The organism is Cellulomonas sp. P5_E12 (assembly GCF_054049315.1).
Map to the genome: position 1 here is coordinate 30,996 of NZ_JBFUMP010000004.1, position 15,132 is coordinate 46,127.

Consider the following 15,132-nt stretch of genomic DNA (forward strand, 5'->3'; position numbering starts at 1 on the left):
AGGGAGGACATCTCCGCCCGTGACCACCAGAGCGACCTGCCACCGACCGTCGCCCGAACCCACGGCTGCATCGCACAACATGCTCGGCGCCACCGCGTGACCCCCGGAGGCGGTGCGCAGTGAGCGGTGCGTGCGCGCGACGCCCAAGCAGGCCTGAGGCAGCAGGAGGCGCCATGCCCTCGGTCCGCCCGACGCAGGAGGGTCGACCGTGACCGGCGCTCGGCTGCTGCTGGCAGCCTTCGACGCGGGCGGGACCGTGCCGCCCATGCTCGGTGTCGCCGCGGAGCTGGTGCACCGCGGGCACGAGGTCGTCGTGTTGGCAGATCCCACCGTCGGGCCCTCGGCTCGGGCTGCGGGATGCGCGTTCACCCCGTGGACGACCGCACCACACTTCGACACCGTTGCCGACCAGACGGCCGCCTTCGCCGCGCTCGAGCACGGAAGCCCACGTCAGCGGGTCCAGGCCCTTCGACGGTTTGCCAGCGGTGACGCCAGTGGTCGCTTCGCCGACGACGTCCTGCGGGTGGTACGCACGCATTCCCCGCACGCCGTGGTGGCCGAGTCGATGCTGCCGGGGCTGTTGATCGGGGCCCAGGCGTCGGGTCTGCCGTGCGCCGGCCTGATGGCGAACCTCTATGTGCGGCCCCTGCGGGGTCGGCCTCCGATGGCGACCTCATGGTCACCCGGGGCCAGCCCTCTGGGACGGCTGCGGGATGCGATGGCCGTCGAAGCCGCCCTCCTCGCGACCAGGCTCGTGGCCCCGCCGTTGAACAAGGTGCGGGCCCGGTACGGTCTGCCGCCGGTGCCGGATCTGTTCGGGCAGATGGACGAGCTCGACCGTCTTCTGGTGCTGAGCAGCCCGGGCTTCGACTATCCGGCCCCGCTCCCGGCGAACGTCCGCTATGTCGGGCCGCAGCTCGACGACCCGGACTGGTCGTCCAGCCGGGCTGAGGCGTGGCGTCCGGAGGGCGACGGACCGCTCGTGCTCGTCGCGATGAGCTCGGTGTACCAGCGACAGACCGCCATGCTGCAGACCGTCGCCGCAGCGCTCGGCTCACTGCCGGTCCGTGCGGTGATCACGACCGGCAAGGCAGTGAACCCGCAGGATGTTCCCGCACGTCACAACGTGAAAGTCGTCCGCGCCGCACCACACCGGGATGTCCTGCGCGAGGCTGCGGTCGTCGTCACGCACGCCGGCCACGGCACGGTCATGAAGACGCTGGCCGCCGGGGTGCCGCTGGTGTGCATCCCGATGGGGCGCGACCAGCGCGCCAACACCAGCCGTGTGCTGCGCCTGTCCGCCGGCGTCCAGGTCACCGGCCGTCCGACGGCCGCCCACATCGCCTCCGCCGTCCGGCGCGTCCTGGACGACCCGACTTTCACCGCACGCGCCCACGACGCAGCCCAGATGCTTGCCGCCGAGGCGCGCTTCCAGCCCAGCGCGGCAGAGGAGATCGAGTCTCTCGTTGACCGCGCCGCCCCTTGAGGGCGGGGAGGCCTTCCGCGCCAGGAGCGCCACCGAGTAACGCGCACGTCACGGGTGACCGGACCAGCAGCGTCGGACTACGAGGCGGTGTAGCCGCCGTCCACCAGGTGGTAGCTGCCGGTGATGAACGACGCTGCGTCGCTGGCGAGGAACGCCACCAGGGCGGCGACCTCCTCTGGCCGTCCCATGCGCCCGAGCGCGTGCTTGCCCGCGAGGAAATCCCGCGTCGGCTGGTCGAGGTTCGTCTCCACCAGCGGCGTCGCGATGAATCCGGGGCCGACGGCGTTCACCCTGACACCCTGGGCCGCATACTCCAGCGCGCCGTTCTTGGTCAGCCCGACCAGGCCGTGCTTGGCCGTGACGTAGGCCGAGGACATGCCGAACCCGACCGTGCCGAGGATCGAGGCCATGTTGACGATCGACCCGCCGCCGGCCGCCACCATGACCGGCAGCTCGGCCTGCATGCAGTAGAAGACGCTGTTGAGGTTGACCTCGATGACCCGACGCCAGCTCTCCAGGCTGTAGTCGGCGGTCAGCGCGATCTCGCCGCCGATGCCGGCGTTGTTCACGGCGATGCGAACCGGGCCGAGCTCGCCGGCCGCTGCGACCATCGCCCGGCACCCGTCCGGATCGGTGACGTCTCCGATGAACGCCGATGCCACACCGCCGGCGGCGGTGATCGCTTCCGCGACGGCCGTCGCACTGTCGGACACATCGGCGACGAGCACCCGGGCTCCGTTGGCCGCCAAGAGCTCAGCCGTCGCCTTCCCGATGCCCGATCCGCCGCCGGTGACGATGGCGGCTCGATCGAATACGTCGTAGGTAGCCATACGGCCAAGGTCGTCGCCCGGGCGCCGCACCGTCCAGGGCCAAAGGTCCCGAGTCCGAGCCGAAAGTGGCTGCCCGCTTGGGATGGACAAACAGGACCTTGGTGACATTGACTCCAGTCATGAGCCGATATTTCGGCGCGCCGGGCTCCGCACTTATGGCGCGGTCCGGGTCGAACGTTTGACAACGATGTCAATCCTCGCCGGGCCGAACGTCGCCTCCAGACCAGGACGGGCAGCGGGCAAGCGCTCCCCTAGAAGTAGCAGTCCTGTTGTCAGAGAGGACAACCGATGCCCAGCTCCTTGATCCCCCGACGCGGACCGGCGCGCCCCTCAGCGTCTCGTCTCGCCGTCTGCGCTGGGGCCGCCACGATCGCCCTGCTGGTCGGCGGCGTCGTCGTCCCGGGCGCAGCTTCTGCGGACCCCGCCGCAGATCTGCAGTCCCCCCCGACCGCGGCCGACGCGCCATGGACGAAGACGGTCACGTGGCTGGTGTCCCAGCTCACGGTCGCTGAAAAGACGTCGCTGGTTCGCGGCACCACCGACCCTGACCCGCACGGCCAGGCGGGCTACCTGCCTGGTGTCGCGCGGCTCGGCATCCCGGAGATGCGCCACGTCGATGCCCTCGGCATCAACGTGTACGCCGACGCAACCGGCCTACCCAGCCGCATCGGTCTCGCGTCCTCGTTCGATCGGTCGGCCTACTCGACCCTCGGTGAGATCGTGGGCCAGGAGGGGCGCGCCCTTGACACGGACGTGATCTACGGCCCGCAGGTCGACATGTCCCGGTACCCGTCCTGGACGCGCAACCTGACGACCAACGGCGAAGACGCGTACGTGTCGGCACAGTTCGCGGCGACCGAGATCAACGGCATCCAGAGCCAGGGCCTCCTCGCGCAGGTCAAGCACGTGTCGATGTACAACGGGCAGGCGCAAGGCACCCCCTCGCTGGTCAGCTCGCAGGCAGCGCACGAGCTGTACCTCAAGCCGGCACAGGCGGCCATCGAGGACGGCGGCGTCAGCTCGATGATGTGCTCCTACGCCACGTTCCGCATCGTCGGTGAGCAGCCGGCCCCGCAGTTCTCCTGCGGAAACACGAACTTGCTCACCAACATCGTCAAGGGCCAGTTCGGCCTCAAGGGTTTCATCACCTCCGACTACGCCAACGCGTCGAAGGCGACGTCCGACCTCATCGCCGGCATGGACCAGGAGTTCATCAGCCAGAGCCTCACGGCCGCCAAGCTGACGCCGCTCGTGACCGTCACGTCCTCGACGTACGACCCCGCCTACGCGAACGCGTTGGACAACGCGATCGCACGGGCGATCTACGAGATGGAGCGCTTCGGTCTGCTGGACAACAGCAAGATCCCGGCCGCCTACCAGTCGGACGTCCCGCAGCACGGCGACGTGAGCTCGACGTTCAACGGGACCCCGGTCGACAAGGCCGCCGGTTCCGGGGTCGCGCTCAAGCTCGCCGAGGAGTCCGCCGTCCTGCTCAAGAACGACGCCAACACGCTGCCGCTCGCGACGGGCAGCAAGGTGGCCGTCGTCGGCCCGACGGGCTACCTGATGCCCTCGGCACCCGGTGGCGAGCGCTCGCGCGGCTTCGGTGACCGCAACAACTACACCCCGGTCAAGGCGATCAAGGCGGTGAACGGCACGAGCAACGTGCTCGCGGCACCCGGGATCGACTGGATCGGCACGACCGTGCCGGCCGCCAACCTGAAGCAGGACGCGGCGGGCACCCTCGCCGGGCTGGTCCGTACGACCACGAGCAGCGACGCGGTCCCGGTGGTCACGACCTCGACCGACACGATCGTGGATGGCAGCCAGGCGAACCTGGTCAAGGGCTACCGGTACTCCTGGACGGGCTACATCGACGTCCCGACGACCGACACGTACACGCTGTACCTGCAGCGCCCGTACGGCACCGACTCCGGAGTGACCACCGCGTACAACAACGGGGTCCGCCCGGCCTCGGCCGGCACGGTCTCCCTGGCGGTCGACGGCACGAACAGGACGCTGGCCTCGCCGGCGTCGACGATCCTGCAGAACGACTTCCCGGACGGCCAGCTCGCGTCCAACGGGCAGTACCTCGGCAAGGACAACACCGGCGTCACGCTCGCGGGCCTGACCGCCGGTCTGCACCAGGTCACGTTCACCTACAACCCGACGGCCAACTCGGCTCAGACGCCGACGCTGCGCTTCGCGTGGGCCCCGCTCGCGGCGAACACCGCGGCAGCGGTCACGGCCGCACAGACGGCCGACAAGACGGTCATCTTCGTCGGCTCCAACAACGCCGGCTCGGGTCCGAGCTCGTCGAGCTCCGCCGGTCTGTCGGTCATCCCGCAGGACCAGATCGACCTGATCAACTCGGTCGCACCTGCTGCACACGCGGCCGGTCACCAGGTCGTCATCGTGCTCAACGCCGGTGCCGCCGTCGCGATGCCGTGGGCCAGCCAGGCCGACGCCATCCTCAACATGTGGTACCCGGGTCAAGAGGGTGGCACCGCCACGGCCAACCTGCTGTACGGCAACGCGAACCCCTCGGGCAAGCTGCCGATCACCTTCCCGGTGGACGACGCGCACACGATGTACACCGACTTCCCGGAGCGCACCACCGCCACCCTCAGCGGTGACGACCCGACGGTGTCCTCGTTCAAGTGGACCGAGGGCGTCAACGTCGGCTACCGCTGGTACACCGACCCGTCGGTGAACATCCACAACTACCAGCCGCAGTACGCCTTCGGTTTCGGCCTGTCCTACACCTCGTTCGCATACTCGGGGCTGTCGGCCAAGGTCACGGCCGACAGCGGCTTGGACGTGACCTTCACCGTCACGAACACCGGCACCAAGGCCGGCGCGGACGCTCCTCAGGTCTACCTGGGCGCCTCACCCGATCTCGCCCCGCCCGTGTACGACTCCAACGGGCTCGTGATCAGCGGGTTCGAGCAGTCGGCACAGAAGCTCGTCCAGTTCGACCGCGTCCAGCTCGACCCGGGCGCTTCCAAGACCCTCACGTTGCACGTCGACCCGCAGGACGTCTCCGGGTGGGACACCGTCGCGCAGAACTGGGTCGTCGGTACGGGCAGCCGGACCATCAGCCTGGGCGCGGCGTCCAACGACATCAAGCTCACGGTCACCAAGAACGTGACGTCGTCGAACGTGGCACCTGAGATCACGACCGACATCGCCGCGACCTCCTCGGTCGCGGTCGGTGCGAACCTGACCCTGACGGCGGCGGCCTCCGGTTCGCCGGCCCCGACCGTGCAGTGGCAGAAGAGCACGGACGGCACGACCTGGAACGACATCGCCGGCGCAACGTCCCCGACCTACACGCTCACGGGCGCGGTAGCCGCGGACAACGGTATCCAGATCCGGGCCGTCTTCGAGAACGACCTCGGTCAGGCCACGACCACGGTCACCACCGTCTCGGTGACGCGGGCCGCGCTCAGCGCCCCCGTGCTCTCGCTGACAACCGGTGTGGTCGTCGTCAACGCGCAGAACTACACCCAGGGCACGGTCGGTATCACCTGGACGGCGTCCGCCCCGGCGGCGTCGCTCAAGGAGTACCAGATCCTCGACGGGAGCACGGTCCTCCAGACGGTCGCCGCCTCGTCGACCTCGGCGACCCTGGTTCTCGGGGCGGGCACGCACACGCTCAGCGTGAAGGCGAGCCCGGTCGACGCCCTGGTCATCGGTGGGGCGAAGACGTCGGCCAGCCAGGTCGTCATCGTCGACCAGTCGGCACCCTCGACCACCGTCGCCCGTCCCGCGGGCAAGGCCAAGAACTGGACCGCCATCAGCGGCCAGTCGGTGGACACTGGATCCGGTGCCAGCACCGTCACGGTCTACCTCGTCGAACAGCGGGGCTCGAACTACTACTACTACACGGGCTCCGTGTGGTTGAAGGCGACGAGCCAGTCCGACGCGGCCACCAAGGCCACACGCACCACAGTCCCGGTCTCCTCGACCGGTGCCTGGACCGTCCCCGTCACGGACATCAGTGCCGAGAACCTCTCGGTCTCTTTCAGCGGCACCGACAAGGTCGGCAACACCTCGCCGGTCGTCACGGTGGTCTGGTCCGTGAAGTAGCCAGCTCCATCAGCACGGTGCCCTGCCCCGCTCCCGCGGGGCAGGGCACTCGTGTGTCCCTCTTGACCTTCTCCTGAGCCGTGCATGCCGCATCGCTCGCTGTGGCACCCACGATGGCGCCGGAGCCAGAATCTCGCCCGAACGTGCGCTGCCGGCCAGTCGAACCTCCGGGGCTCACCTCAGACGCCTGTGGGGATGGGCTCCAGTCACTCGCTTCGACTCGCGCGTCGCATCGCGACCTCGGCCAGGGCCACCGCCCCGAGCGCGAGCGTGACGTTGCCTGCGATGTCGACGGCGCGGGCGTCGTCGGCCAGCATCTGTTGCACGACTCCGTACCAGGCATAGGCGAGCAGCAGGCCGGCGGCGACCGCGGTTAGGTGCGTGTCGCCCCATCGGCTGCGGCGGGACCAGCGGACCAGCGCTACGGCGCCGACGACGATCACGGTGAGCTGGCCCACGACGATGACCCATGCCGGCACCTCGTCGCTGATCCTGCCCGAGAGCTCCAGCCCGGGAATCGCCCCGCCAAGAGCGACCGCCGCGAGCAGGAGGAGCATGAACGTCGATCCCAGAGCGAAGAACGTCGTTCCCACCGCCATCTGGCTTGGTGGCGTGCGCGGCACGGGCGTTCGGCGTGGCCGGTGTCGCAGCCAGAATGCGACCGCGACGAGCGCAGCGATCGCGCAGAGCGAGCCGGCCCACTGCGGCGGCGACAAGCGGTAGGGGTACTCCTCCTGGAAGTACGCGAACGTGAGAGCGCAGCCGGAGAGAAACAGCAGCGTGACCACCGCGGTCCAGCGCCGGCTCAGCCAGGGGCCGAGGCGGTTGCGGGTGGTGAGGGCCTCCATCAGGGCGATCGGGACCGCGATGCTCCACACGGTGTGGATGGTCAAGACGTAGGTGGTCCACCACGCGCTGGTCCCGAGCGCGCCGATGTGGCCGTACTCCAGGAGACCGAGGCCGAGAGCATCAGGGTTGAAGAGGGTGTGGAGGATGAGGCCCTCCTCGACGATCGCGTAGCACAGGGCCAGCAGGACGATGCCGGGCCAGCCGAGGCGCAGGCGGCGCGCCGTTTCTCGGATGAGGATTGCCCCGCCCCCGTAGAGCGGGGCGACGGACATCAGGCCCAGCAGCTCCGTGACCGCAAGGCTGCCGAGAAGATATTCACCGACCAGCGGTGCCAGGAAGAACAGTCCGACGGCGGGCACGAGGCGACTTCGTCGGGCGACGGGCGTGACTGTCGATGTCTGAACCATGATTCGGACGCTATTGACCGCCGAGCCCGACGTCGTCTGCCCTGAGTCGGGGCCCGCTCCCTTCCCCTATGCCTCCCGGAGTACCCGCTCAGGCAGACACCCAGGAGTCGGTGGAGCAAGGCGCGGGTGCGAGCCACAGCCGTCAGTCGCCTGGGTAGACCAGCCCGCACTCGTAGGCGAACACCACGACGTGGACCCGGTCCCGCAGCGCAAGCTTGGAGAGGATGCGCGCGACGTGCGTCTTCACCGTGCCCGGCGCCACGCCGAGCCGCTGCGAGATCTCTGCGTTCGAGCGTCCGCGCGCAACCTCCACCACGACCTCGCGCTCGCGCGCGGTGAGCTGGGCGATGCGTGCGTCCTCGCGCACGGACGGGCCGTCCGTGTCCGGCTGGCGCTCGGCGAAGGCATCGATCAGCCGTCGCGTGATGCTCGGCGCGACCACCGCGTCGCCGTCCGCAACCGCGCGGATCCCCGAGAACATGTCCGCCGGGCGCACGCTCTTGAGCAGGAACCCGCTCGCCCCGGCGCGCAGGGCGGCGTAGACGTACTCGTCCAGATCGAATGTCGTGAGGACGAGCACCCGAGACGGCAGTGCGGCCGCCACGATCCGCCGTGTCGCCTCGATGCCGTCCAGGACCGGCATCCTGACGTCCATGAGCACGACGTCAGGCTCGAGCGCCGCTGCCATGACGACCGCCTGCTCGCCGTCCTCAGCCTCACCGACGACCTCCATGTCGGGCTGTGTCTCGAGCGCCATGCGGAACCCGAGACGCAGCAGGGCCTGGTCGTCAGCCAGCAGCACCCGCACCGGTCCCACCCCTGCTCTCGATCGTTGCGTGGACACGCCACCCGCCCGAGGCCACGGGACCCGCCTCGGCCACTCCACCGTAGGCGGCGAGACGCTCGGTCATTCCCGCCAACCCGCGCCCCTGCGCACTCGTGCTCGGGCGGCGCGGGGCGCGACCGTCATCACTCACCTCGACCTCCGCCCCGGTCGAGGTGAACCGCACCCGCACCTGTGCGGAAGCGCCGGGGCCGGCGTGCTTGAGCGCGTTCGTCAGCGCCTCTTGAACCACGCGGTACAGGGCCAGCTCTGCCCCGGCGTCCCATGCACCTGGCGCGCCGTCTTGTACGAGTGTGGTTGCGACTCCGGCCCGGGACACCCGCTCCACGAGCTCGGGGAGGTCCGCGAGCCCTGGTTGTGGACGCACCCCCGCGTGCAAGGAGCTGAGCAGCGGCTGCATCTCCGACAGCGCCTGCCGCCCGGTCTCGGCGATCGTGGCGAGCGTCTCCGCGGCGCGCCCGGGCACCGAATCGGAACTGAGCGCCGCCCCGTCTGCGAGCGCCACGATCACCGCCAGGTTGTGCGCCACGATGTCGTGCACCTCGCGCGCGATCCTCCCCCGCTCCGCCGCCGCCGCGAGCTCGGCCCGCTGCGTCGCCCGCTGGCGGAGCTCGGCAAGGTACGCGACGCGTGTCCGGACGGTTGTCCCCGCCAGCACCGCGAGCGACAACGCCCACGCCAGGGTCGCGAGGTCGCCCGCGGGCAGGTCGCCTTGCAGCCATCCTGTGGCCAGGACGGCGGCTGTCGCCCCGACCGCCACAGCGGCCGACCGCCACGACCGGTATCGCACGAGCGTGTACAACGCCACCAGCACGGCCGCGAATGGGTACACGCCGTCGATGCCGGTGACAACCCACGTCCCGACGGCGACCGCCAAGACAACCCAGAAAGCCGTCGTGGGGTACGAACGCCGCCACACGAGCGGGACGAAGACCGCGACGAACCAGAGCCACGCGTCAGGCGGATCGACGACGGCCAGCCCGACCGCCAGCAGCGCGGCCAGCACCGCATCGTGTACCCATGGCCGGCGCACCCACCGCAGCCTAGGGCGCGGTGCCTGTGCAGTCACTCCCGCGCACGTGCGGGGAGATCGAGCGCTGCTTCGCGTGTCGATCTGTGCTGGTCGCGAACCCCGGGCAGCCACCCAGAGTGTGTGGGCGTAGTCGGCGTCCAACGCCTCCGTAGGGTCAAGGCACCGCGTCAACGCCGCCGCCGCATCGAGCACCGACTCACCTTCCCTGTCAGGCGGCCCCGTCGACATCTGCACTGCGGCCGTCACCCGACGATCGGGTGCAACCGGGCGACCGCCCGCGATGCGTTGCACCACCGGGCAATCAGCTCGACGCCGGTGATGGCCGAGCGGCGACCACGCATGGGGGGCCCTCAGATCGCCGCCGCCTGCCGGAGCGCAGCATTCTCGGCCTCCAGCTGGATGAGGCGTTCGCGAAGGGGGGCGACGCGCTGGTCGACCTCGTCGAGCGTGAGTCGTCGGGGGATGTGCTGCGGGCAGTTCCAGTCGAAGGCGGTGACGGTGACGGTGATGGCTGCCTCCACCACCGCGTCGTCGTCATCGATGGTCAACGACGAGACGTAGGTCGGGTCGTCCTCGATGCGGACCACCCGGGCCATCCCGAACAACTTGAGCCTTTCGCGTCGGTTGTAGTCCACCGCGATCATGGCCACGCGCTGGTCCCCGATCAGGTTGCCCGTGGAGACGTGCTGGAGATTGCCACGGAAGTCTGCCCAGGCGATCGTGTGCGCGTCTCGCACCGAGACGAAGCCCGGGGGGCCGCCACGGAACTGAACGTAGGGCCATCCCGTCTCGCTGACGGTGGAGAGGTAGAACCCGTCTCGTTCTGCCAGGAACGCCGCCTCTCGCGGTCCCAACGGGTCGGGACCACTGGCTCCCGTGGCCCGAGACCGCACCCGGTCGTAGAACTCGGCGCTGCCGTACTGCTGTTGGACCTCGCGCACGTCGTCGGTAAAGGCGATGCATCCGTACTGCCTGCTCACGTGACCTCCTTGTCGTCTGGCTCGAGCACGGGGTGCGCGCCCGGATCTCCGGACCGGTCGTCGATGCGGCGGCTCATGGAGTGCCACCGGCACCTAGGGGGATGCGGGCTGTGATCACGGTGCCGGCCTGGGGCAAGCTGGTGATGGTGATCGTCCCGTTGCTGGCGTCGATGCGGTCCCTGAGGCCCGTCAATCCCGATCCACGAGCAGGGTCCGCGCCGCCGATGCCGTCGTCCTCGACGGTGAGGACGAGCTCGCCGCCGTCCTCGCCGATCGTGCCGATGACTCGGATACGAGTGCCCCGAGAGTGCTTGACGGCGTTGTTGATCGCCTCGGCGACGGTGAAGTAGCCGGTGGTCTCGACGGCCGTCCCCAGCCGCGGGATGTCCAGGTCCACATCGACGGGGATGGGTGTACCTGAGATGAGCGATTCGATCCCTGCGGCGAGCCCGGCGCGGGTGAGCGACGCGGGCAGGATCCCGCGGACGACGTCACGCAGCTGGCGGTTTGCGTCTTCCGCGTTGGTCAGCGCTTCGGCCAGCAGATCGGCGACGTCGCCTCCGCCGACGGCGCGGTCTCTGGCCAGCTTCAGAGTGATGATCGTGTGGACCAGCCGTTGCTGAGCGCCGTCGTGGACGTCGCGTTGCAGGCGGCGGCGTGCGTCGTCCGCGGCCGCGATGACGCGCGCGCGGGACCGGGTGAGGCCGTCTCGGTTCTTGGCGTTGGCGATCGCGGCGGCGATGAGGTCCGCAAACGGCTTGAGCCGGTCGTGGTCGACCGGGTGGCCCGTGGCGGCTGAGGTCACCGTGAGCGTGCCCCACCGTTCTCCGTCGACGAGGACCGGGGCTTCGGCGTGCTGCTCGCCGGCCTCGGCGCGGACATGAGATTCGGCGACGATCGAGGATGCGGGCCCCTCGTCGCGGATCACGGCGGCCGAGGAGGCATCCAGGACGCGAGTGGCTTCCCGGACTACTGCGTCGATGACCGTGGACGGTGGTGACTCGCGTGCGACGAGCTCGGCCACGTGACGCAGTGCCGCCTGTTCGTCGACGAGTCGTTGCAGACTTTCGCGAGCGTCCGTGGTGGCGATGGCCGCCCACATCAGCTGCGCGAAGCCCTCCAACCGGGTCTCGGTGTCGAGCGGCAGCGGTCCGATCTGAGACGTCGCCGAGAACATCCCCCACACCCGGCCGTCGATGATGATCGGGACCCCGACGCCGGCTCGGATGCCGTACTTTCCGACGATGCCGGCGCTGGAAAGACGCGCGAAGTCGTCTACCCGTACCGCCTGGTTGGTCCGCGCCACCTGCTCAGACATGGAGCCCGGCTGGTGAACGACTCGTACCCCGGGCGGAACCGGTCCACCGTAGGTGGCGACCGCAACGATCGTGTCGGCAGTCACGAACTGGAGCAGGGTGATCGCCTGGCCGTCCAGCTGGTCCGACGCCGCTCGACAGATGGCGCTGAGGATGTCGTCGGATGGTCCGGCCGTGGCGACGACCTCCGCCACGCGACGCAGGGACAGCTCCTCGTGGACGAGTCGGCGCACCTCATCCATGGGAACTTTGGCTACGTCCGTCGGGTCCTCCTCCACACCGGTCGGTGGGAGGTCCGGCGTCCCCGCGGTGGCGGTGCTCACGGCTCAGGTCCGTTGCGGGGACAGGAAGCGAAGAACCGCCTGGACGCGGCGGTGCCCGCCGGCGTCCGAGTTCACCTCGAGCTTCCGGAAGATGGCGGTCACGTGCTTCTCCACGGCCGCGACGCTGATCATCAGCGCTCGCGCGATCCCGACGTTCGACTGGCCCTCGGCCATCGCCCCCAGCACCGCCAGCTCGCGCTCGGTGAGGAGTGCAAGCTCGTCCGGGACCCGGTGCGGCCGCACCATGTGCGCCACCACTGTCGGATCGAGTGCGGTGCCTCCCCGCGCTACCCGCACGACGGCCGCGCTGAAGTCGCTGACATCCCCGACGCGTTCCTTCAGGAGGTAACCCACGCCGTCGACGCGATCGCCGATCAGCTCCATCGCATACTGCGGGTCGTCGTGCTGCGTCAGCACCACGACCCCGATGTCGGGCAACCGCCGGCGGATCTCGAGCGCCACCTGCAGGCCGTCGTCCTCGCGGCGGGGTGGCATGCCGATGTCGACGATGGCGACGTCGGGCCGGTGTGCCAGCGTCAGCGCGAGGAGTTCGCGGGCGTCGCCAGCCTCGGCGACGACATCCAGTCCCGCATCACGCAGCACCCGCACGACCCCGTGCCGGAGGAGGACGTCATCGTCTCCGACGCACACTCGCACCGGCTCGGTCACGGGCGCACCGTCCATCGCACGTCATCCGTCGCCGAGCAGGGAGCGCAGCGAGGCGCACGACAGGTCGCTCTTGGGGAGGAACCCGACCGCCCCCGCGTCGGTGGCCTCCTTCTGCGTGGCGGCGTCGCTGTCCACGGAGACGAGGACGACGCGCACACTCCACCGCAGAGCCGTCAGCTGCTTGCTCAATTCCAGGCCGTTTCCGTCAGGAAGGTCGATGTCGACGAGGGCGAGATCGGGAATTTGGTGCGTGACCTGCTGCAACGCATCCGAAACACTACGCGCCTCACTATCCGGACGGAACCCGCAGTCGGCCAGAATCCTGTTCGCCAGGCTGCGGAATCCGTCGTCGTCATCCACAACCATCACGGAGGCAGCCATCGTGTCATCGTCCACCCGGGCGGCCGGCCCGACCGTCGGGTTCTCCGGAGACTTTCTCCGGTAGACCCCCGCGCGCGCCCGACGCATGCGGAGCATCGTCGAAGACCTCAGCGACGGACCGCGAGCGAGGAGCGACGATGGGAACCATCGCAGTCGGAGAAGAGAACTCCGCGCCTGTCGAGCTGTACTACGAGGATCAAGGCTCCGGCCGGCCGGTGGTCCTGCTGCACGGGTGGCCCTTCGACGGCAGATCCTGGGAACCGCAGCTGCACCCGCTGCTGGAGGCCGGGTTTCGGGTCGTCAACTACGACCGACGAGGGTTCGGTCGGTCCAGCGCTGCGACCACGGGCTACGACTTCGACACGCTCAGCGGCGATCTCGACACGGTGCTGCGCACCCTGGACCTGCGCGACGTCAGCATCGTCAGCTTCTCCCTCGGGACCGGCGAGCTCGCCCGGTACATCGGACGGTTCGGGACCGAGCGGCTGCGCAGCGCGGTGTTCATCGAGAGCCTCACGCCGACGTTCGCCCACGGCCCGGACAACCCGAAAGGTGTCGACGCGGCCGGGGTGAAGGGTGTGCAGCAGGCGATCCTCGACGACCGCTTCGCCTGGCTAACCGGGATGATGGACAACTTCCTCAACCTCGACGACTACCAGGGCACGCGCGTCAGCGCGGACACCGTCCGGGCGATGTGGTCGGCCGGCGCAGACGCCTCCCCGTATGCGACCTGGGCGTGCCCGCAGGGATGGCTCGAGGACTTCACTGCCGACCTGGCGCGCGTCGACGTGCCCGCCCTGATCATGCACGGCACCGCCGACCGGATCCTGTCCGTCGACGGCCAGGGGCGCCGGGCGCACGACGCGCTCCCGGCCGCGCGCTACGTCGAGATCGAGGGCGGCCCGCACATCCACCCGGTCACCCACACCGCCGAGGTGAACCGCGAGCTGCTGCGGTTCCTCGCCAACCCGTCGTGACCGATCCGCGAGCCCGGTGACGACATGTTCGACGGATTCCTCTCCCGGATGGTCGACGTCGACCGGGGCGCGATCTACGCCCGCGTCGGCGGCGACGGCCCGCCGGTGCTGCTGCTGCACGGCTACCCGCAGACCCACGTCATGTGGCACGCGGTAGCCGGCCTGCTGACGGCGGAGCACACCGTGGTCGTCGTGGACCTCCCCGGTTACGGCCAGTCGTTCCGGCCCGGCCCGTCGGGCGACCACAGCGCCTACTCCAAACGCGCGCTCGGGAACGACATGGTCGAGCTGATGGCAGCGCTGGGTCTTGACCGGTTCGCGGTGGCCGGCCATGACCGCGGTGGGCGCATCGCCTACCGAGTCGCGTTGGACCACCCCGACGCGGTCACCGCCGTGGCGGCCTTCGACGTGGTGCCCACCGGTGAGGTCTGGGCTCGAGCGGACGCGCGCATGGCCGTCACCTACTGGCACTGGGCCTTCCTCGCTCAGCCCGAACCGCTGCCCGAGGACCTCATCAACAGCAACCCGTCGACGTTCTTCGACCATCACGTCCGGACCCTCGGCCTGGGCCGGCACCCCGACCGGTATCCGGACGAGCTGATGAGGGTGTACCGGCAGATCCTGGACGACCCCTCGGTCGTGCACGGCATCTGCGAGGACTATCGCGCCGGCGCCGGCATCGACCGACGGCACGACGACGACGACCGCGCCGCCGGTCGGCGGATCATCATCCCGTTGCTGGTGCTCTGGAGCGCGGCCGGGGCGCTACCCCGGTTCTACGGCGACGTGCTTGCCGTCTGGGCGCCGTGGGCCGACAACCTCCGGGGTCGCGGCCTCGAGGCCAGCCACTTCCTCGTGGAGGACCAACCCAACCAGGTGGCACAGGAACTGCTTGCGCTGCTCCACACCCCCACGTCCTGACTGGCACCCACGAGAGGCACCGCC

Annotated in this window: 12 protein-coding genes; 4 read left to right on the forward strand and 8 right to left on the reverse strand. The window is 69.7% G+C overall.

Annotated features, from left to right (window positions below; translation table 11 throughout):
- Nucleotides 1-208 precede the first annotated feature (208 nt).
- Nucleotides 209-1,486: a glycosyltransferase gene (locus ACXJKA_RS04350; RefSeq protein ID WP_456823954.1), complete on the forward strand. Its 1,278-nt coding sequence runs from the start codon at nucleotides 209-211 to the stop codon at nucleotides 1,484-1,486.
- Nucleotides 1,487-1,563: 77 nt separating this feature from the next.
- Here ACXJKA_RS04350 and ACXJKA_RS04355 read toward each other — a convergent pair whose 3' ends face one another.
- On the reverse strand, nucleotides 1,564-2,316 hold the full coding sequence (locus ACXJKA_RS04355; protein WP_456823955.1) for an SDR family NAD(P)-dependent oxidoreductase: 753 nt from the start codon (nucleotides 2,314-2,316) through the stop codon (nucleotides 1,564-1,566).
- A 288-nt stretch (nucleotides 2,317-2,604) separates the two neighbouring features.
- Between ACXJKA_RS04355 and ACXJKA_RS04360 the strand changes: the two genes are divergently transcribed.
- Nucleotides 2,605-6,408, forward strand: coding sequence for a glycoside hydrolase family 3 C-terminal domain-containing protein (locus ACXJKA_RS04360; protein ID WP_456823956.1), 3,804 nt, complete (start codon nucleotides 2,605-2,607; stop codon nucleotides 6,406-6,408).
- A gap of 206 nt (nucleotides 6,409-6,614) precedes the next feature.
- Here the strand turns inward: ACXJKA_RS04360 and ACXJKA_RS04365 are convergent, their stop codons facing one another.
- From ACXJKA_RS04365 to ACXJKA_RS04395, 7 genes are all read right to left on the reverse strand, one after another.
- Nucleotides 6,615-7,616 (reverse strand): hypothetical protein, encoded by a 1,002-nt coding sequence (locus tag ACXJKA_RS04365; protein WP_456823957.1) that lies wholly within the window; start codon nucleotides 7,614-7,616, stop codon nucleotides 6,615-6,617.
- A 190-nt stretch (nucleotides 7,617-7,806) separates the two neighbouring features.
- A complete protein-coding gene (locus tag ACXJKA_RS04370; protein ID WP_456824135.1) occupies nucleotides 7,807-8,421 on the reverse strand; it encodes a response regulator in 615 nt (204 codons plus the stop codon).
- Between the two features lie 31 nt (nucleotides 8,422-8,452).
- Entirely contained in the window at nucleotides 8,453-9,541 is a 1,089-nt protein-coding gene (locus tag ACXJKA_RS04375) for a sensor histidine kinase (RefSeq protein ID WP_456823958.1), read from the reverse strand.
- 350 nt (nucleotides 9,542-9,891) lie between these two features.
- Nucleotides 9,892-10,521 carry a pyridoxamine 5'-phosphate oxidase family protein gene (locus ACXJKA_RS04380; RefSeq protein ID WP_456823959.1) on the reverse strand — a complete coding sequence of 210 codons (630 nt, stop codon included), beginning with the start codon at nucleotides 10,519-10,521 and terminating at the stop codon, nucleotides 9,892-9,894.
- A gap of 73 nt (nucleotides 10,522-10,594) precedes the next feature.
- Nucleotides 10,595-12,031 carry a GAF domain-containing sensor histidine kinase gene (locus ACXJKA_RS04385; RefSeq protein ID WP_456823960.1) on the reverse strand — a complete coding sequence of 479 codons (1,437 nt, stop codon included), beginning with the start codon at nucleotides 12,029-12,031 and terminating at the stop codon, nucleotides 10,595-10,597.
- Nucleotides 12,032-12,163: 132 nt separating this feature from the next.
- The gene (locus ACXJKA_RS04390) at nucleotides 12,164-12,829 is read right to left on the reverse strand and encodes a response regulator transcription factor (RefSeq protein WP_456823961.1); all 666 of its coding nucleotides are present in this window, start codon (nucleotides 12,827-12,829) and stop codon (nucleotides 12,164-12,166) included.
- A 21-nt stretch (nucleotides 12,830-12,850) separates the two neighbouring features.
- Entirely contained in the window at nucleotides 12,851-13,210 is a 360-nt protein-coding gene (locus ACXJKA_RS04395; protein WP_456823962.1) for a response regulator, read from the reverse strand.
- 137 nt (nucleotides 13,211-13,347) lie between these two features.
- Between ACXJKA_RS04395 and ACXJKA_RS04400 the strand changes: the two genes are divergently transcribed.
- Together ACXJKA_RS04400 and ACXJKA_RS04405 are read left to right on the forward strand one after the other, a co-directional pair.
- The gene (locus ACXJKA_RS04400) at nucleotides 13,348-14,187 is read left to right on the forward strand and encodes an alpha/beta fold hydrolase (RefSeq protein ID WP_456823963.1); all 840 of its coding nucleotides are present in this window, start codon (nucleotides 13,348-13,350) and stop codon (nucleotides 14,185-14,187) included.
- A 24-nt stretch (nucleotides 14,188-14,211) separates the two neighbouring features.
- Nucleotides 14,212-15,108 (forward strand): alpha/beta hydrolase, encoded by an 897-nt coding sequence (locus ACXJKA_RS04405; protein ID WP_456823964.1) that lies wholly within the window; start codon nucleotides 14,212-14,214, stop codon nucleotides 15,106-15,108.
- The last annotated feature ends 24 nt before the right edge of the window (nucleotides 15,109-15,132 follow it).